The 16204-nt window shown below is 61.4% G+C and carries 23 protein-coding genes; 2 read left to right on the forward strand and 21 right to left on the reverse strand.

Translation table 11 applies throughout. From position 1 onward, the window contains the following. Position 1: 1 nt before the first annotated feature. The 5 genes from AC4FS3_RS09575 to AC4FS3_RS09595 all read right to left on the reverse strand — a co-directional run bounded on the left by AC4FS3_RS09575 (position 2) and on the right by AC4FS3_RS09595 (position 4641). The gene (locus tag AC4FS3_RS09575; protein ID WP_491020364.1) at positions 2-805 is read right to left on the reverse strand and encodes a hypothetical protein; all 804 of its coding nucleotides are present in this window, start codon (positions 803-805) and stop codon (positions 2-4) included. Further along, positions 802-3612 carry a tape measure protein gene (locus tag AC4FS3_RS09580; protein WP_491020365.1) on the reverse strand — a complete coding sequence of 937 codons (2811 nt, stop codon included), beginning with the start codon at positions 3610-3612 and terminating at the stop codon, positions 802-804. Before AC4FS3_RS09580 ends, AC4FS3_RS09575 begins: the two co-directional genes overlap by 4 nt. Beyond that, entirely contained in the window at positions 3612-3734 is a 123-nt protein-coding gene (locus AC4FS3_RS09585) for a hypothetical protein (RefSeq protein ID WP_290438665.1), read from the reverse strand. Before AC4FS3_RS09585 ends, AC4FS3_RS09580 begins: the two co-directional genes overlap by 1 nt. Before the next feature lie 62 nt (positions 3735-3796). Then, positions 3797-4186, reverse strand: coding sequence for a GTA-gp10 family protein (locus tag AC4FS3_RS09590; protein WP_491020366.1), 390 nt, complete (start codon positions 4184-4186; stop codon positions 3797-3799). A gap of 2 nt (positions 4187-4188) precedes the next feature. Further along, entirely contained in the window at positions 4189-4641 is a 453-nt protein-coding gene (locus AC4FS3_RS09595; protein WP_491020367.1) for a phage tail tube protein, read from the reverse strand. A gap of 11 nt (positions 4642-4652) precedes the next feature. Here AC4FS3_RS09595 and AC4FS3_RS09600 point away from each other — a divergent pair, with 11 nt between their 5' ends. Further along, positions 4653-4964: a hypothetical protein gene (locus AC4FS3_RS09600; RefSeq protein ID WP_491020368.1), complete on the forward strand. Its 312-nt coding sequence runs from the start codon at positions 4653-4655 to the stop codon at positions 4962-4964. Positions 4965-5139: 175 nt separating this feature from the next. Here AC4FS3_RS09600 and AC4FS3_RS09605 read toward each other — a convergent pair whose 3' ends face one another. From AC4FS3_RS09605 to AC4FS3_RS09645, 9 genes are read right to left on the reverse strand one after another with little or no spacing between them, the layout of a single operon-like run. Continuing rightward, positions 5140-5571, reverse strand: a complete 432-nt coding sequence (locus tag AC4FS3_RS09605) for a DUF3168 domain-containing protein (protein ID WP_491020369.1) — start codon at positions 5569-5571, stop codon at positions 5140-5142. Then, positions 5571-5987 carry a hypothetical protein gene (locus tag AC4FS3_RS09610; protein ID WP_491020370.1) on the reverse strand — a complete coding sequence of 139 codons (417 nt, stop codon included), beginning with the start codon at positions 5985-5987 and terminating at the stop codon, positions 5571-5573. The genes AC4FS3_RS09605 and AC4FS3_RS09610 overlap by 1 nt, the downstream gene beginning before the upstream one ends. Next, on the reverse strand, positions 5987-6322 hold the full coding sequence (locus AC4FS3_RS09615; protein ID WP_491020371.1) for a phage head closure protein: 336 nt from the start codon (positions 6320-6322) through the stop codon (positions 5987-5989). Before AC4FS3_RS09615 ends, AC4FS3_RS09610 begins: the two co-directional genes overlap by 1 nt. Then, complete coding sequence (locus AC4FS3_RS09620; RefSeq protein ID WP_491020372.1) at positions 6319-6762, reverse strand: head-tail connector protein; 444 nt, start codon at positions 6760-6762, stop codon at positions 6319-6321. Before AC4FS3_RS09620 ends, AC4FS3_RS09615 begins: the two co-directional genes overlap by 4 nt. Before the next feature lie 35 nt (positions 6763-6797). Further along, a complete protein-coding gene (locus tag AC4FS3_RS09625; RefSeq protein ID WP_491020373.1) occupies positions 6798-6959 on the reverse strand; it encodes a hypothetical protein in 162 nt (53 codons plus the stop codon). Positions 6960-7019: 60 nt separating this feature from the next. After that, a complete protein-coding gene (locus tag AC4FS3_RS09630) occupies positions 7020-8228 on the reverse strand; it encodes a phage major capsid protein (protein ID WP_491020374.1) in 1209 nt (402 codons plus the stop codon). A 30-nt stretch (positions 8229-8258) separates the two neighbouring features. Beyond that, positions 8259-8939 (reverse strand): HK97 family phage prohead protease, encoded by a 681-nt coding sequence (locus AC4FS3_RS09635; protein WP_491020375.1) that lies wholly within the window; start codon positions 8937-8939, stop codon positions 8259-8261. Then, positions 8932-10140 carry a phage portal protein gene (locus tag AC4FS3_RS09640; RefSeq protein ID WP_491020376.1) on the reverse strand — a complete coding sequence of 403 codons (1209 nt, stop codon included), beginning with the start codon at positions 10138-10140 and terminating at the stop codon, positions 8932-8934. Before AC4FS3_RS09640 ends, AC4FS3_RS09635 begins: the two co-directional genes overlap by 8 nt. Before the next feature lie 2 nt (positions 10141-10142). After that, positions 10143-10724, reverse strand: coding sequence for a terminase TerL endonuclease subunit (locus AC4FS3_RS09645; RefSeq protein ID WP_491020377.1), 582 nt, complete (start codon positions 10722-10724; stop codon positions 10143-10145). Between AC4FS3_RS09645 and AC4FS3_RS09650 the strand changes: the two genes are divergently transcribed. Further along, a complete protein-coding gene (locus AC4FS3_RS09650; protein WP_491020378.1) occupies positions 10629-11687 on the forward strand; it encodes a GGDEF domain-containing protein in 1059 nt (352 codons plus the stop codon). The genes AC4FS3_RS09645 and AC4FS3_RS09650 overlap by 96 nt on opposite strands. Positions 11688-11908: 221 nt before the next feature. Here the strand turns inward: AC4FS3_RS09650 and AC4FS3_RS09655 are convergent, their stop codons facing one another. The 7 genes from AC4FS3_RS09655 to AC4FS3_RS09685 all read right to left on the reverse strand — a co-directional run. Continuing rightward, positions 11909-12823 carry a hypothetical protein gene (locus AC4FS3_RS09655; RefSeq protein WP_491020379.1) on the reverse strand — a complete coding sequence of 305 codons (915 nt, stop codon included), beginning with the start codon at positions 12821-12823 and terminating at the stop codon, positions 11909-11911. Between the two features lie 4 nt (positions 12824-12827). Next, positions 12828-13544: a transcription termination/antitermination protein NusG gene (gene nusG / locus AC4FS3_RS09660; RefSeq protein ID WP_491020380.1), complete on the reverse strand. Its 717-nt coding sequence runs from the start codon at positions 13542-13544 to the stop codon at positions 12828-12830. Between the two features lie 11 nt (positions 13545-13555). After that, a complete protein-coding gene (locus AC4FS3_RS09665) occupies positions 13556-13735 on the reverse strand; it encodes a hypothetical protein (protein WP_491020381.1) in 180 nt (59 codons plus the stop codon). Then, positions 13722-13916: a hypothetical protein gene (locus AC4FS3_RS09670; RefSeq protein WP_491020382.1), complete on the reverse strand. Its 195-nt coding sequence runs from the start codon at positions 13914-13916 to the stop codon at positions 13722-13724. Before AC4FS3_RS09670 ends, AC4FS3_RS09665 begins: the two co-directional genes overlap by 14 nt. A 136-nt stretch (positions 13917-14052) precedes the next feature. Then, the gene (locus AC4FS3_RS09675; protein WP_491020383.1) at positions 14053-14670 is read right to left on the reverse strand and encodes a hypothetical protein; all 618 of its coding nucleotides are present in this window, start codon (positions 14668-14670) and stop codon (positions 14053-14055) included. After that, complete coding sequence (locus tag AC4FS3_RS09680; protein ID WP_491020384.1) at positions 14667-14894, reverse strand: hypothetical protein; 228 nt, start codon at positions 14892-14894, stop codon at positions 14667-14669. Before AC4FS3_RS09680 ends, AC4FS3_RS09675 begins: the two co-directional genes overlap by 4 nt. Further along, positions 14891-16204 (reverse strand): toprim domain-containing protein (locus AC4FS3_RS09685; RefSeq protein WP_491020385.1); only part of this gene is annotated, 1314 nt, incomplete at its 5' end. The genes AC4FS3_RS09680 and AC4FS3_RS09685, both read right to left, overlap by 4 nt.

Consider the following 16204-nt stretch of genomic DNA (forward strand, 5'->3'; position numbering starts at 1 on the left):
CTCATCCCTGCGGCCCCGCATGTGCTTCACCCGTCAGGGTGACTGTCATAAAATTCTGCACCCCCATCGGAGCCGGGATCACATCCGCGTCCGTCAGGATGTATCCTATGTCGTCAGGGTGCCTGCCTGGCCGGGTTGCCATGAAAAACGGGGCCTCTCGGGCCGAGAGAATGAACTTGTCAAAGACTTCCGCGACCCAAGGCCGGCGCAGGAAAGACCATGTGATCGTCACCGGACGGGACGTGCTTTCGACCGAACGCCCCATAAATTGCCCGGTCACGCTGCGATTGGTCTCGTAGCTCGTGGCACGGGTGAAAGGGATCGCCTGTACATCGACCGAAGGCTGATGCGGCATGACCATCAGTTTCCCGGCATAGATCACTCCGATCATGGCCGGGCCGCTCACCGCCACGCGGATCGCGTCTGCCTCGACCGTTTCAAAGGCCAGCATGATCGGCTCATCATCTCTCGGGGTGATTGCGGGATGAACCACGCGCCAGACCCCGCCGACCCGCGCAGATGCGGTCAGGCTTGCACCGGTGGTTCCGAGGCTATGAGCCGCGAGCGAGATGCAGTTGACCTCGCGCGCCGCCGGCATGACCGCCGTGAGCGTGGCTGCGGCACTCGGCCACCACCACGACACTGTGTCAGACGAGCGGGCGCGAACAGCCTCAAACCCTTCGCGCACCGATCCTGCGGTGAAGGCCGCAGCCGCCAGCACATTATCCCAAAGGATCCGGGAATGCGTCAGAGGCCAATCGAACAGAGTCGCCTGCGCCTGATATTCGTCGGTCATATAGATCATGTCGGAGGTGCAATCACATTGGCTTCGATGCGATATCCGCGCCGGCCCATATCGTTGATGTAGTCGGCAAAGGCCTGCATTCCGGGCATGGCCGCCTCGGGCCCGTGCCATACCCAGTCGAGGCGTTGAGTTGGTAGGGGCACTGCGGCGGCTGGAGTGCTTGAACCACCGCCAGCGCCACCACCTCCGCCGCCACCCTCGTTCACGCCCCGAATAGCTGCCGCGAACGCAAAGCCTTTCGCGAGAACCAAGGCGCCTGTTTTGAAACCCAGCACGCCTTTCTTGAGCTCTTCGGCGGCCCCCTGATGGGCGCTGACGAGAGCCTCAGCCGCAGCGAATGACTGGGACATTTTGAGGGCCTTCTTGTTGAACGCCCCCATCGCACCAAGCACATCGGCACCGGCGCCGAGGGCCTGCTGGAGGTTGAACTGGTTCGCGGCATCCTTGATCCGCTTCATCCGTTCCTGATGTTCTTCCTCGAGGCGCTCTTTCGCAGCATCCCGGCCCCCAAGGATTTCAAGCTCTTTCTCGCTGGCCTCTTCGAGAAGCTTCAGGTTCTCTTTGTACCATTCGTCCAAGATCTCGCGTTCGGTCTTCAGATCCTCGATCAGGCCTTCGAGCTTCTTGTCGTCCTTGTCGTTCTTGCCCTTGCCGCCGCCCTTGCCTTTTTTGCCGGCCTCACGGCGAGCCTCATCCGCAGCGAGGCGACCGGCGGCAATTTGGTCGACCGTGTCCTGATCGGGGTTTGGAATGCCAGCCTCAATCATCTCCTTCCTCACCTGAGCCGCCTCTTTTTCAAGGGCTATCTGCTCACGGGTGAGATTGTTCTGACGGTCTTGCTCCGCGATATATGCTTTACGCTTTGCAGCCGCCTCGCGTTCCGCGCGGTCAGATGCGTGACGGCCTTCATTGCTGCCGCCAGCTCCAGCAACAGCAGCAAGCTTGGCGCGCGCCTCTTCCGACTTGGCAATCAGCGCATTCAGCCTGGCGAAAAGGGGCATCAGACGGTCAATGTATCCCGCTACATCGGTATGCGCCTCCGCGATCTCCTCCAGTTTGTCGAAGGTGTCTTCAGAAACCTCCCCGGTTTCTATGGCCGCATCGATGATCTTCAGAAGACCATCGACAACATTCTTGTCGACGCCAGGCATATCCTTGATGTTCGACAGCTCATCCTTCATCGCCTGCAAAGCTGCATTGGCCGCGTCGATTTCGCCTGTGGCGCCCTCAACACTCAACGCTGTATTGAGGCCATCGCCCAGGGCAGACACTTCGATAAGGCGGTTGAAAAGCTTTCGAGCCGGCTCGTCCATATCGATCTTCCGGATATCATCGAGGCGGGTAGCTAGCTGTTCCGCTTCAACGCTTCCGGCTTTCAAATCCGCTGCGAGCTGGTGTATTTTCAGCAGCACATCGTCTTTGCCTGTGCTGCCTGAATATACCATCGCATCGCTTGCCTCGTTGGCGATCTTGGCAAAGTTGTCGCCTGCATTGAAGAACGCACTGCCGCGCAGCCTCTCCAATTCCTCCCGCATCTTGCGGATCTTCTCGATCCGATCTTCTCCGACCAGATCATCAAGGCTTTTCCCAGCCTGATCATTGGCTTCAACCAGCTTCGGGGCATAAAGCCCGAGCTTCTCCATTTCGGCCCGCAGCTCGGCCGTCTTCTTCTCGGTCTCCCGCGCGCGCCCGCTGAAATAGATCAGCCCCCCGGCCAGAACACCGCCGAGGATCATGCCAAGCGGACCGGCTGCCGTGCCGAGGCTGGTCAAAGCCCCCGCGAACCCGGAAACCGTGGAGGCACCACGCAGCGCAGTCAGCAGCTTTGTGACCGCACCGGTTGCTGAACCCAGCCCGACGATCATCCCGGCAATCGACCGCCCCATGAAAGCCGCCGCGATTACGGACGCCGCAGTGAGGGCAGTATCCGCAACCTCTTCAAAGTTGTCAGCAATGACTATCAGTGCATCGGCAATGGCTGCCGAGATCCCGACCGCTTCATCGCCACGCCCGACATATTCCAGCAGCGCATTGTTCAGGAGCATGAACCCATCCTGAATGGTCGCCGGCATTTCAGCCGCTTCGGTGCGCAGCTTCTCCATCTGGCTCGTGATGTTCAGCAGCTCTGCGCGCCCGATCTTGCCATCCGTGCCGAGCTTGCGCAGTTCCAGCGTGGTGACACCCATGGACTCGGCCAGCGCCTGCGCCACCCTTCCGCCTGAGGCGATCACTGTATTGAGGTTGTCACCGGACAGTTTGCCGAGTGCCATGGCCTTGGACAGCGCGTCCATGACACGGGCCGCCGTATCCCCTTTTGCACCGGAGACAACCAGCGCATTGTTCAGGCTTTCCACGAAATCGAGCTGCTTGTTCGTCGCCACGCCCAGATCGGTCAGCACGGTCGAGAAGGCCATATAGCCCTCGGCCGTCAGGGTCAGATCCGAATAGGTGCGCCGCGCCATCTCGCTGACGCGCTGCATGACGTCCGCGCCCTTTTCCATACTGCCAGCCGCGAGGTTCACGCGGCTGGTCAGATCGGTCCACTGGCCGGTCAGTTTGATGATCTGCCCCGCGCCCAGGGCGGCAGTGATCGCCGCCAACGGCGCGGCAGCGATGCCACGGAAGTTCTTGCTGACCCGGTTTTCCAGATCGTCAAAGGTCTTCGAGATCCCCGAATTGACCTTTTTGAACCGGGTAATCGTCTCTCCCTCCATCTTTGCCAGACGGTTTTCGAGACGAGCTACCGATTGCAGGAACTGCTTCTCGGTAAGCCCTACCAGAAGTTCGAGGCCATCTTCTGCTGCCATTATTCCTCGACCCCCAGCTCGCGCAGGCGCTCAATGCTCATGCTCATGTCGGATTTGCCGCCCGTGGCCCCGTGGAATTTGGCCCAGGCGGTGAAAGCGCAGGTGTATTCCCAGAGGGACATTTGCTTCACCTGCTGTGGCGTGAAGCCCATCAGGGCGCCATTGCCGTAGATGGCCGAGAACTTTATGCGCTCTCGCCCGTCTCCGTCGCTTCCACCGCCGCCGGCTTTTCCGGCTGATCGTAAGCCTTGCCCCGGTGAAATTCGCTGATGACCTCAAAGCAGATCATCACCAGTTCGGTAAACTCGCCCTCTTCCATCCCGCGCAGGGCGAGCTTGCGGGCGGCTTCCGGCTCCATACCGCCACCGATCAGGCCGAGACGAAGGCAATCGATCACCTCGCGGGTGCGAACAGGCGAATAGCCGAGCGAGCCGCGCGCCACCCCATCACGGCAGCGGAACCGGAAATCGGCCACACCGTTTTCGGTCAGGTCGTCCAGCGCCTCGGCCTCGCCGATCCTGAGCATGAAAGGGTGTTCCCCACATGCCCAGTTGATGATTTTCGGTTCAGCCATGGTCAGGCCTTCACAGTGGTCGTGGGCGTGGTGGCGAACTGGATCTCCACCGAGGCGGTGACCACCGAGCCTTTGACCCGGGCCTGGCCGAGTGAACCGATGATGATCGGCCCCTGCTCGTATTCGATATCGCCCGCCGCTGCGGCGAGGTTGCCGATCCGCGCCAGCATCGGAGAGCTGTCTCCGGCATAGAACTTCTTCAGGAACTTATCATAGCCGCCTTGCGTCCAGTTTCCGGTGCCCGATACGCTTACCGAAATGCTCTGAACCCGGCGCGACACGTCGTTCGGAAGGCTCTCGTCGCCGCACTCCTTGACCGTCTCGACCTCGCTTGACGCGGTGGAGCGCGACACCTCGACACCCATCAGCACGCAGTTGCGAGCCCAGGTCGTCCCGTCATCTTCAGAGAACTCAACGACGAGCTCGTGATATTCCTCATGGACAGGTGCTGCCATTTTGATCTCCTATGGCTGGATTGAAGAAAACCGCCCGGAAGGGGGCGGTCGATGGAGGGGTTGATTTGAAGGGTCTGATCAGCGCGGCGGCGGTAGCAGTTATCGCATTCGTCGCGTATTTTTTTTGGGGCGAGTATCGATCATATCAATATGCTCGAAATACAGAGAGGGCTGAAATCATCAAGAAATGCGATGATTTGATAGCGAGGAGCGCTTCTTACACCGTTGGGGTCGGCTTCATACCCGTAGGATATAAAGACGAAAACACATACATAGCAGACCTCGCCGAGTGCGAGAAATGGAGGCACACCCTACTCCCCTGAAGTACCGAAACTGCTTCGCCGTGACCTGTTCGGCTTAACTTCTTTCGCCACCCCTGCCGCGACAGCCGCGTCGATCAACTCACGCGGAAAGGTCTGCGGCTTCGGGCAGGGCTTCACCGACCAGCCGGCATTCACCTTCCGGCTGGTGTAATGGAACTCCCGGTGAAAAATTGCTTTAGCCATGACGCTCCATCCCGAATTCATAGCGCAAGATCCCGTGCATGGTCAGCCCGTCCGGATCGCGAACGACCTGCGAGAACGGGTCTGACCGGCTGACAATGGGGTTTTCCGTGGTCGCGATGCCACGCATCACGCGACGCAGTTCGTGCATGATCTGCTTGCAGTGGACCCGGCCCGGCTGGCGCGACCAGATATCAAGCTGGATCGACACATCATCGATCCCGACGCAACCGCCTTCCTCTGACACCACATCCTCGGGGCCGAAGCTGATATAGCCCTGGGCATCACCCCAGACGGTCGCGAGAGGCGATCCATCGGCACCGCGCTGCACCCTGTCATAGATCCCGCCGATCAGAAGGCTGAGGGGTTCATCCGCGCGCACTGCTGCGACGATTGCACCCTGCAATTCCAGAGAAGGTGAAGCCATCAGCCGCCCGCCTTCCACGCCTTATTGACTGCGCGCCCGATGGCGGATTTCGCCTGCTTGCGCCGCATCCGCTTGGCCGGGTTAAAATAGGGGTTCGCGGGCATGTCCTGCGTTCCCGTCTCCTGCAACTTCGCATTCTGGAACCGCTGGCCCTGCTTGTTGGTGATGATCGTCGCCTCGCTGCCTGCCTTCACCACCACGCCGACAAAGCCCTGCTCACCGCCGCGCCGCGTGACCACGGTCGAGGCGTCCTCGACCCGGATCGACTTAACCAGGTCCAATTCCTCAGCCGGCGCAAAGGCCCGGGCCAGCCCCGCGATTATCTCAGCCTGCTTGCGCGCCTCAGCCACACCGGCCTCAATGGCGGCTTTCGCATGGCTGCGCAGCTTGGCTTTCACGCGATCAAGACCCGGCATCAGGTGGCCACCCCGCTCTCAGCGATAAATTCGAGATACAGCCGATTGTCCGACTGCCTCGGGATCTCCCGGATATTGTAATTCCGCCCGTCGATCACGCAGCGCCACTCCGGCGTGATCCGCGCGGCGTCGCTGTCGGCGCGCACGGTGACGACCACCGGCTGCTTGCCTTCCAGCCGGGACGCCATAACAGCCTCGCCGCCCTTTAGGAACTGCGTGCCGGCCCAGCGGGTGAATTCGTCTTTCCACGCGCCGGTCACCTGATTGCCATAGCCATCATCGCCTGAGACAGGCGATTGAAACAGGGCGCGGCGGTCGAGCTTGCCGGCGGTCATACGTGCACCACCCGGATCGGAGCCAGCAGCATTTCAACCGCCATCGGCAGTGTGCTGGTAATGGTGCCGGTGATCACCGCCTCCCGGTTTTGATACCAGTGGCCGACCAGCATCAGGATGATGACCCGGATTGACGGCATGATATCCTCGCCCGCCTCAGCGGTGATTGTCACCTTGGCCGGTTCTGTGATCGTGACGCAGCCATCCCCGAGCGTGGCGTTGCCCGCGTCAGCTTCAACCTCTGTCACGCCGGGGAACGGCAGCGAAAACGTTCCGGCCCGGTCGAACGACACGGCCCATTTCTGAGGCAGGATGCAGCGGCCAAGTACGCCGCGCCACCCGTCCAGCCAGGCGACCGCTGCCTTTTCGAGGCTCTCAATCAGCGCGTTCTCGTCATCACTTTCCACGCGCAAATGCGCCTTCAGGTCTGGCAGCGCCACGACCGGCCCGGCGGGTGGCGAGACGAGGACCGGCGTCATTTCTTCGCGCGCCCTTTGCTCGCCTGCTGATCCCCGCCGGCCTCCTCAAGCACGCCTGCGGCAACGAGGTGCGCCACATCCTCTGGGCGCGCCTCGCGCTCATCTCCTTCCTGGTACGTCTGGTCCCCGATATGGACGCGCAGAACATTGTATTTCATGATGATATCCTCCAATCACCTCAATGAGAGGGGCAGTTCCCCGCCCCTCCTGTGAAGCGATTACCCGCCGGACGGCACGGTGGTGTTGCCGTAGATGAATGCCTGGGGCCGATAGACCGCAAGCGCCAGGCGCTCTTCCGCGAGGATCGTCACCAGGTTGCGGGTGAAATCGTCATTCACATAGCCGACCTCGATCCGCGCATCCCAGCGGTCGAAAAGTTGGGCGCCGAGCTGGAAGGCACCGGTCAGGAACTTGCCCACCACCATCGACTGCGTGGCCACGACCGGCAGACCCCAGAGGGTCGGCGCGATGGTGCCTTGCGGATTGCCGATGATGTAGCGGCCGTCCGCGTCCTTCAGCAGTTCGATGTTCGCCCAGTCGATGGGGTTCAGAACATGCCCCGTCGCAGGATATTCGGCGAGCGCGGCCTGAAGCATCGCGAGGCGCAGAACGTCAAGCGTGGTTGCTGCGGCAGCAGCGCCCGCCGGCGCCGCGAACGCGGTGGCTTGAGGGATGATCCCATGCAGGTTCTGGCCGGTGCCATCGCCATTCAGAAGCTGCTGCTCCTCGACATAGCCCAGACCGTACAGAAGACGGTTGTCGATGATCGAGCGAAGCTGCGACATATCAGAGAGCGCCTGCTTCGACGCCTTCATCCAGTGGGCGATAACCTTGGCCGAGGTCGTCACCAGCCCGAGCTGGATGTCCGAGGAAGGCTTCGCAGCCCCTTCAGCAACGGGTGCGGCGTTGTTGTTGAAGCCGACCTCGCGGACATATTCCAGCGAATTGCCATCCATGCGACCGACCGAAATCAGATCGCGCACGGTGAGGCGGCGCTGCGGCAGTTCAAGAATGCCCGGCAGGCGGGTAACCGGAATACCGGCGCCGACCGAGCCCGCGGCATTGGTGGTGGCGGTGGTCAGCGTGGCCTTGATCCGCATGTCCTTGCGACCCGAAGAAGGGTCAGCGTCCAGCCAGGATTTGACCGAAGGATCATCGATGAAGCGCTCGCCGAAGGATTTTCCATCTTCGTCGCCAGCCGCGCCGGCGCGTGACAGCTTCTGGCCCATCTCATCGACCGCAGCCTTGAGGCCGTTCATCTTGAGCAAAGCCTCGTCGGCCTTTTCCTTGATCGACGCCGAGAGTTCTTCGCCGGCCTTTGCTTTGCCGAGTGCTTCCTCCGCAATGCCTTTGACCTGGTTCAGGGTCGCGTCGAATGCAGCTTTGGTTTCGGCGGCAAGCTGCTCAGCCGTTTTGGTATCCGCCATGGGAACCTCCTTCAAATGTGGGGTTGGGCCTCAGGCCCGCATGGCCGCCCAGAAACGGGCCGCCTCGTTCTCCGCATCGGCAGGCTCCCCCTGCCCCTTCAGGTGGACGCGTGCGGCACGCTCCGCCTGCGAATTCGAGAGGCCAAGTCCCTTGGCAATCTGCTCAAATTCTCGCTCAGTCAGCCGATCCCCGGCTTTGAGCTTTTCCGTGATCTCGGCCAGCGCCCTTGCGGACTTCACACCAGAGATGGTCGCGCTTTCGTTGGCGCCGACCGACACCACCGAGATCTCGATCAGGTCGAGTTTTTCCAGCGTCCATACGCCGGTTTCATTATCGACCGAGTAGCCTTTGATTTTGTAGCCAATCGACAGCCCGTCGATGTCGCCTTCCTTCAGAAGCGCATAAGCTTCCTGCCCCCGGCGCACGCCCATGTTGAGCTTACCCTTCACCCAGAGCCCATGGTTGTCCTCTTTTGCCTCAAGCCATCTGCCAATCGGATCGCGGCTGTCATGCTGCCAGAACATCTTGGGCATGGTGCCCTTGGCACGATGGGCGGCCAGCGTCTCGGTATAAGCGCCGCCGGAGATCACATCGCCGTAGCTGTCAGGCTCCCCGCCGAAGGTCGAGGCATAGCCCTCAAACTGCCCGCTCGCTTCGTCCAGCGCCTTCACATCAAGGACCGGCGCGGCCTTTGCCATCATATCAAGCATTGATCGCTCCCTCTGTTTGCGCAATCGGGACATTCTGGCGTTGCATGCGAACCTCATCGCCGCCTGCAACCGGCGGCAGGTTTTCCAGCTCCCGCACTTCGTTGATCGTCATCGCGCCGATCTGGGTCATTGTGCGGTAGAAGCTGGACCGGGCGGCGCTGTCTGCACGCAGGAGGCCTTCCAGGTTGAATTTCACATAGAGGCCCGACGCGCGCTCTTCAGGTGTGATGAGCTGCTGGACCACAGCGCTCTCGATCCGCTTCAGGCGCCGGCGAAGCGTGAACTTCTGGAACATCAGGACCTGCTGCTCGACCGAGGTCGGCCAGGCAGTCGACGCCCCGGCGTGACCGATCATCACCGGTGGCACCCCGAAGAAGCGGCAGATTTCCTCGACCGAGAACTGCCGGGTCTCCAGCATCTGCGCATCTTCCGGCGACAGAGACAGCGGCGTGAAGGTCATGCCGCCCTCGGCAATCCATGGCTTTCCGGCGTTATGAGCGCCCGAAAAGCTGGCGGCCAGCGCATGCGTGTTCTTGCGCTGCTCGTCCGACAGCCACTCTTTGGTCGTGATGATCCCGCTCGGACGCATGCCATTCTTGAACGTCGAGGCGGCCGCCCGCTCGGCCGCAAGCGCAGATGAAAGCGTATTGCGCGCCACCGACAGCGTTGACAGTCCGCCCATTGGATCGCCGCCCGGCCCCCTGACATGGAGGACGTCGCGGTCCTGCAAGCGATACGCCACCCCATCCGAGGACCACGAGTATTCCAGAGAGCCAGTCGAGAGCCGGCGAATTGACACCAGATCCGGACGGACCGGATAGAGCGCAACAATCTCGCCCGATGTGCGCACCACCCGGGCGTAAGCATTGCCCCAAAGTTCCAGCGCCTGGCACATGAAATCCCAGAAATCGAGCGCGGTCTGGTCATAGTTCGGCGTCGAATGCAGAACAGTATAGAGCGCATGATCGCGCACCGGCTCCGGAACGCGACCGGCCTGCCGGTAGATCTCGCAGGGCAGTGACGAGATGGTCCCTGAAATCAGGTTGGTGCATGCCCATGCTGCGGAAAGGCCGAGCGTCGCCGGTGCGTCAACGGCCACGCCAGCATCGCCCTCCATCCCTCCGCTGCGCCCATCGACAAACTGCACGCCGCTTTTCCGCTGGAGCCCGACCATCGCCAGGGCCCGTTCCATCAATGCCATCGTCAGGTCTCCAGACCGGCGAAGAACCCCGCCATATTGTGCGCGCTGTTGTTCGCTTCCGGGTTCCGGCTCATCACCTGCACCGCATCGAACAGCGCCATGGCCGGGTCGATCTTCGCATCGCCCGCGTTCTGTTTCGTCGCCCGGATCGCGGTCGCGGTCGGCTCGATCTTGATATTGCCGACGCACCACGCCATCAGCGCCGACCCCTCGTGCCGCATGGTGCCGTTGGCCAGCTTCCGCTCGGTCGTCTTGATCGCGTTCATCATGGCAAAGCCCTGTGCCGCGCCGACGAGCATCCCGTCCTCTTGCGTGACCCCGATCTCGTCCAGCGCCTCGATCATCTCGCCGAGGCCGGCCGGGTCCACCGACACCGAGGCGAGCAGCCCGCGCTCCTTGATCTCGCCGATGATCGACACGATGCCGGAGATATCCTCCAGCTCGTCGCGAACTAGAACTCGGTTTAACGCTTTCGGATCCTCAGAATTATGTCGCCAGATCTGCTCATCGCCGGGCTGAATACTGTTGGCCTGATTGCCATCTGCACTATTGCTTATGGCTGGCTTCAGCGATTCGTGCCGCATCGGCTGGTTCGCCAATGTGCCGTTGGCTGCCTTCTGGGCACTGGTGCTGCGTTGTCGATGCTGCAGCCTTACACTGTCATGGCCGGGCTTCAGATTGACAGCAGAAACCTCTTTCTGGCTGTTTCCACAGCCTTCGGAGGCGCTCTGTCAACCGTCATATCGTTTACGATATCCGGCATTGTCAGGATCAGTATCGGCGGACCTGGCGTGGTCATTGGTTTAGCGACCATGACATTTGCATGCCTGATGGCCAGCCTTTGGACCTATGCTACGCGCGGTAACCGGCGCAGAAGCTGGATGGCATGGGTGATGCTTGGCGTAATCCTCAGTGCACCACTGCTCGCCATTATGCTGTTGATGAACGTCATGAATCCCTACGTAGCACTAATGCGCCTTACGACAGATATGATTGGCACTGTTTTCTTCGGCCGGATGTTCGAAGGCGAGCTGCGACGCGGAAACCGTGAGCGGCAGCTAAACCTTGAGGCCAGCACGGATTCGCTAACAGGTTTGCCGAACCGTCGGGCCCTGATGAACTATCTTTCGCACATCAGTCCCTCTGATCAGGAAACCATGGCGTTACTGGTCGTAGATGCGGATCACTTCAAGTCGATAAACGACACGCATGGCCACGATGTTGGCGATGAAGTGCTTAAAATGATTGCTAAATCGCTATCGGCATCCATTCGCCATGGCGACTTCGCAGCAAGATTTGGCGGCGAAGAGTTCGCGGTTCTGATCCGGGTGGAGAAAACCGAAGATGGGTATGAAATGGCCGAACGTCTGCGCAAAGAGATTTCAGGCTTGCATGAGGTTTTCGGGAAGCGAATAACCGTCACCGTAAGTGTTGGCGGCGTGTCCCTGCCGCCTGACAAGTTCGACTTTCGGCAGGTCTTTCATCAGGCAGATGCCGCACTTTATGCAGCGAAGCGGATGGGGCGGAACCGTGCGGTCTTTCTGTGAGCCTTGCAATCGATCAACCAATGGAAAGCGAAAAATACCCCTCCGGCCGGTCCTGCCGCCCTCGGCAATCCGGGGGCGTTTCTCGTCTGGTCATAGCTTCGCCAAGGGGCTCGCAGGGTGGCCCTATCGGGTAGGCCCTGCGGCAGAGGGCTGCGCGTCCAGCTTATAGCCTCGCACAGATCGCCGCTCTGCCGCCAACATACTGACTCTAACGAATCGGGTCAACTGCTGTCCTGTCTCCCCGACAGCGCGCCAAGAAGATCCTCGACGGCAGGCCTCTTTTGGAACTCGACCAACTCATAGCGCGCGCTGTCAGCGTGGTGGTGCCGGCCGGTCGGATAGAACTTGAGGCCGATGCCGCCAGTCAGGGGTGAGGCGAGCGAATACGTGCCGTCAGCCGCAGCGTTATTGCGGAAATAGTCACTGATCGCCCTGATGCTCTCGACCGTGAAGAGATCAGCCGCCGCATCCAGAAAGGCGCAGCCATCCCTGATTAGAGCCACCAGCTTGTCGCGCTCCTTGAGGATGGTCAGCACCACCTCGTCTGGCTGCGCAGAGAGATCGCCTAGGTCAAGCCATTCGGCCAGCTTGCGGCGCACCATCCGCAGGCGGCGGGGATAGGCAGCGGCCTGCGAATTGCGCAATGCGGCAAGCCCTCGAATGCCAGGTCGGTGGTGGATGCTTGTCCCTTGGCCTGTGGCGTTGATCGCCTTGACTGCGTGCATGGCCAGATCTTCCATCTGCATCACTTCATCGGTCAGAAGATCGACCACAGCAGAGAGATTGCCGGTTTCGAGCATGACTTTGCGCCGCATCGACACAGCGCGCTTTCGGCGCTCGAGCTGGCTGGAGAGGGTGCGGGCGGTCAGCCCAAACTGTTCAGCGCAGTCGGCGCCACAAAGGGCGATCCGGCCATCCTCCATTACTGCGGTGAAGCCCCGATTGTGCCAGCGCTGAGCATCGCAGAAGGCACAGCGCACCATAAAATCGGCGCGGTATTCGTTCAGATATCCGGCGGGGGTTTCGCCCTTCGGGATGCGCTCACAAAGGCCTTCCTGATGCTCGGGACGGGATATCATCAGGCCCGAGCTATCGTTGATCTGAACTTCAAAACCATGGAAGCTGTCTTTCGCCATGGGCCTATCCTCTCAGGTTGACGTGATTGGGGTTGATGCGGACGCGGCGGGGTGCGCCCATCAGGTCGATTTCCGCCTCGATCTTTCGCCCAGCCATGCCGAGAAAGGTCACGCGCCAGCCCTGCATCGGGCCGAGCAGCACCTCCAGCAGCATGCCGGGCTTGATGTTCGGGCCGAGGCCACGGCTATCGAACTCCCCGGCCTCAGCGCGGGCAGTGATCGCGTCCATCTGCTGCGCCCGGCTTATCGGAAGCGGGCCTTTATGATCGGAGATCCAGCCAATGATCTGGCGCGCGCCGCTGACCAGAGACCATTGCTCAGGCGCGACCCGCGTCACCACATACCCCACAAGCAGCGGTCGGGTGGTTTCAACCGGTTTGCGGCGCTTACCCGGCTTGGTCAGCGTGCGGTACTTCGGCATCCAGATTTCGAGGCCGAGGGATTGCATCTCTTCCTCAGCCTGAAACTCCTTGCCAGTCAGGCAGCGCAGCCCGAACCAGCCCTCGGGGGGCAAGCAACGAGGCTCACGCCCAGGCCGATCAGACGACCAGACCTCAAAGGCCAGAATGTCATCCGCGCCGCCATCATGGGGCCAGCGCAGCAGGGCGGAATGCGTAACGGGGCGCCTGTCTCCGGTCGCCTTGCCGCGATAAACCGGCCGTACCAGCGCGCCAGCCGGGCCGGTGTATTCGCCGCCGTCATGGGGGTGTTTGGTCCACATGGGATAGTGCCTCAATCGTTTTCGGGATTGGCGAGGGCAATGCGTTTGCCACCGCAGATCGGGCATTTGGCCCGCATTGAAAGCCTTGCGATCTGATCAAGGGGCATCGGCAGGCGGGCGATGGTGAACGCCTCACCGCAGCCCTTGCAGCGCCCATCGAGGGTGTTTGCTGTCTGGTCAGTTGAGGCCATGCCGCCCTCCGGTCAGAGGGGGCTGGCGACCGAGGGCCAGCAGCTTCTCCCGTGCGAGGTCGGCGATCGCTTGCGCGGCCCAATCCGCGCTTCCGGCGTGGCGATGCAGCATGGATTCCCAGACAAGAGCTTCCATGTCGTTCAGCTCTTCGACGGTCTCTGGCTCGCGGCGGCGGGTCATGCCTGACCCTCCCACCAGGCAGCCCATGAGCCGACGAAAGCGATGCCAATGGCTGCCCAGATTAGACCCACGTCGCCTGCTGAACTTGCAGCGACGGCGCCCGACAGAGACCAGACCACATGCGAGGCGCGAACGATCATACGCGCACCTCCCGCTGATCAGCAGCGGTCAGACGAACGATAGCGTCATAATGTCCCTCAATACCCCGGAGCCGATCAAGTTCGGCAATCGATATGCACTCGTGGGTGATCTCACCTCTCTGCCCTCCACCACCTTCTGGTGCAGGGCTGACGAAATCCGGCAGGGCGCGAACCACGCTGAAAGCATGGCTGAGACCGGCCCGAAACATCCGGTTGCCGTGATCCAGTTCTTCATCGCCTGATTCAGGAAACTGCAGGGCGTGCTGCTTTCTCTCACCCCGAATGGCCTCAAGCGCCGCCATCTCGCTAATTGGCCGATCCGGGGTGGTGCTGACCCGGCCGGTCGCGTCCTTGGTCACCACCGTTTCAGCCTTATTTTGTTGATCGGAAGGGGTGCCGGGAGCCGGTGCTGTCATCACCCCGATTTCAGCGCTTGGCACCACCGACACCGCGAGCTGCTTGCGAGGCGTGGCCAGGGCGATGGAAAGGGCCACGGTGAGATCGGCACAGTGCGCGACCTGAATGCTGATGCCGCGCCGGTAGCCGCGCACGGCATAATCGCCGGTGGCGATCTGCCAGACGCTGACGGTGAGGTATGGCTTGACCGGCTTCATGCGCGGATCTCCTTGAGTTCTGCCCGCAGGACCGCGATCACCATTTCGGCGCGGGTCAGATCCTTGCGGGGTGTGGGACGAATGAGGGTGAAGCCGGGGCGTGTTTCCTCCCGGGGCTCGGGCATGGTGACAGGCGCCTCCCACGGGGCGCGGGCCAGGGTGACCTCATCGAGGCCGCCAGAGTTGCCGGGGATGCGGACAAAGGCCTTGCGGGTGACGGTCATGGCGATGCCTTTCCGCTGGTAAACCGGGCGTTGCTCTCGAATTTGCTGTAGGTCATGCCGTGCTCGTGGAAGCGCAGACGCATGTTGCCGGGGGAGAAGCCGTAGAGCTGGGTCTCCCGCACCTTCCAGGTCATGACCTGCACGAACTGGTCACCGTCGCTGTCCTCGTCCTTGTGAACGCTGAACCCGAGCGCGGGCTTGTTGAAGAAGGCGGCGCTGTCGGCGATATCGTAACCGGTCGGGCATTTCATCTTGCCCTCAGTGCTCATCTTCCGAGGGTGAGCGATCACGCAGATATGCGTGTCGTACTGCTCGGCCCAGCTGCGGATCTGCTGCAGCGCAAAGTTGATGTAGGCGGTCATGCTCTCGCCCTTCTCGGGCAAGTGCTCTAATTCGTTCCATGGATCGATGATGATCAGCTTGCAGTTGTCGCGAACCGCGAGGATCTTGATATTGGCCCGCAGCCACGCAAGGTGGTGCTGAACATCCGCGCTGTAGCGCCGATGGACGATCCGCAGATGCCGGGCACCAAACACATGAACCTGCGCCAGCTCTGAGGCGGTCAGATCGGCGAAAGGCTTCCGGCACAGCAGGCGCGCGATCTGATCCCGGATCCGGTAGGAATGGGTCTCGAACGGCAGCAGACCTACTCGGATGTTTTCGTGCTTCGCGATGTGAAAAGCGGCGAAGGTCGTGAAGGTGGATTTGCCCGCGCCGGGCGTGCCGGTGCCCACCGACATGGCGCCGACCTCGAAGGCCAGGCCGTGATCGTAGGGCGACATGCCAAGGCGAAGCACACGGCGCTCGGGCATCGGCGGCAGATCGTGCAGACTTGTGATGAAGCCGCCCGGCGGGTCCATCTGTACCGCGTCAGAGAGGCAGCCAGCAAGCTCGCCCTCACCGAAGCGCATGAGCACATCGTTCGCGTCCTTGCAGCCATCCGGCCAGGTCACATAGCGCACATCATGGCCGTCGAGGATGTTTGACACAGTCCGCGGCAAACTTGCCCCGGCCTCGTCGGCATCACCCGCTACGATGATGAACGGTGCCTTGCGCAGCAGCAGCTCGGCGGCGATCAGCACATCGCGCTTGCCACCGTCCACGGTCCAGCCATCCGGCAACGATACCGCCCGGGAATAGCCCGCCTGGATCACGCTCAGAGCGTCAATCTCGCCCTCGGTGATGACCACCGGACCATCGCCCTCGCGAAGCGCGTCCTCATTGAACAGACCATGGAATGCCCCCACTGAGTGGTCCGGTTTGAATGTTAGTGCATTGTCGGCCTGTGGTCCATTTGCACGAAGGTCTCT

The sequence above is a fragment of the Pseudogemmobacter sp. TB195 genome, assembly GCF_058313095.1.

Coding starts and splice junctions, on each gene's coding strand:
- AC4FS3_RS09600 (WP_491020368.1), top strand. CDS start 4,653: ATGGCTGGATTGAAGAAAACCGCCCGGAAGGGGGCGGTCGATGGAGGG.
- AC4FS3_RS09680 (WP_491020384.1), bottom strand. CDS start 14,894: ATGACCGTCACCCGCAAGGCCTTTGTCCGCATCCCCGGCAACTCTGGC.
- AC4FS3_RS09635 (WP_491020375.1), bottom strand. CDS start 8,939: ATGCTTGATATGATGGCAAAGGCCGCGCCGGTCCTTGATGTGAAGGCG.
- AC4FS3_RS09595 (WP_491020367.1), bottom strand. CDS start 4,641: ATGGCAGCACCTGTCCATGAGGAATATCACGAGCTCGTCGTTGAGTTC.
- AC4FS3_RS09665 (WP_491020381.1), bottom strand. CDS start 13,735: ATGGCCTCAACTGACCAGACAGCAAACACCCTCGATGGGCGCTGCAAG.
- AC4FS3_RS09625 (WP_491020373.1), bottom strand. CDS start 6,959: ATGAAATACAATGTTCTGCGCGTCCATATCGGGGACCAGACGTACCAG.
- AC4FS3_RS09610 (WP_491020370.1), bottom strand. CDS start 5,987: ATGCCGGGTCTTGATCGCGTGAAAGCCAAGCTGCGCAGCCATGCGAAA.
- AC4FS3_RS09655 (WP_491020379.1), bottom strand. CDS start 12,823: ATGGCGAAAGACAGCTTCCATGGTTTTGAAGTTCAGATCAACGATAGC.
- AC4FS3_RS09615 (WP_491020371.1), bottom strand. CDS start 6,322: ATGACCGCCGGCAAGCTCGACCGCCGCGCCCTGTTTCAATCGCCTGTC.
- AC4FS3_RS09675 (WP_491020383.1), bottom strand. CDS start 14,670: ATGAAGCCGGTCAAGCCATACCTCACCGTCAGCGTCTGGCAGATCGCC.
- AC4FS3_RS09650 (WP_491020378.1), top strand. CDS start 10,629: ATGTCGCCAGATCTGCTCATCGCCGGGCTGAATACTGTTGGCCTGATT.
- AC4FS3_RS09580 (WP_491020365.1), bottom strand. CDS start 3,612: ATGGCAGCAGAAGATGGCCTCGAACTTCTGGTAGGGCTTACCGAGAAG.
- AC4FS3_RS09605 (WP_491020369.1), bottom strand. CDS start 5,571: ATGGCTTCACCTTCTCTGGAATTGCAGGGTGCAATCGTCGCAGCAGTG.
- AC4FS3_RS09670 (WP_491020382.1), bottom strand. CDS start 13,916: ATGACCCGCCGCCGCGAGCCAGAGACCGTCGAAGAGCTGAACGACATG.
- AC4FS3_RS09585 (WP_290438665.1), bottom strand. CDS start 3,734: ATGTCCCTCTGGGAATACACCTGCGCTTTCACCGCCTGGGCCAAATTC.
- AC4FS3_RS09630 (WP_491020374.1), bottom strand. CDS start 8,228: ATGGCGGATACCAAAACGGCTGAGCAGCTTGCCGCCGAAACCAAAGCT.
- nusG (WP_491020380.1), bottom strand. CDS start 13,544: ATGTGGACCAAACACCCCCATGACGGCGGCGAATACACCGGCCCGGCT.
- AC4FS3_RS09575 (WP_491020364.1), bottom strand. CDS start 805: ATGATCTATATGACCGACGAATATCAGGCGCAGGCGACTCTGTTCGAT.
- AC4FS3_RS09640 (WP_491020376.1), bottom strand. CDS start 10,140: ATGGCATTGATGGAACGGGCCCTGGCGATGGTCGGGCTCCAGCGGAAA.
- AC4FS3_RS09590 (WP_491020366.1), bottom strand. CDS start 4,186: ATGGCTGAACCGAAAATCATCAACTGGGCATGTGGGGAACACCCTTTC.
- AC4FS3_RS09645 (WP_491020377.1), bottom strand. CDS start 10,724: ATGCGGCACGAATCGCTGAAGCCAGCCATAAGCAATAGTGCAGATGGC.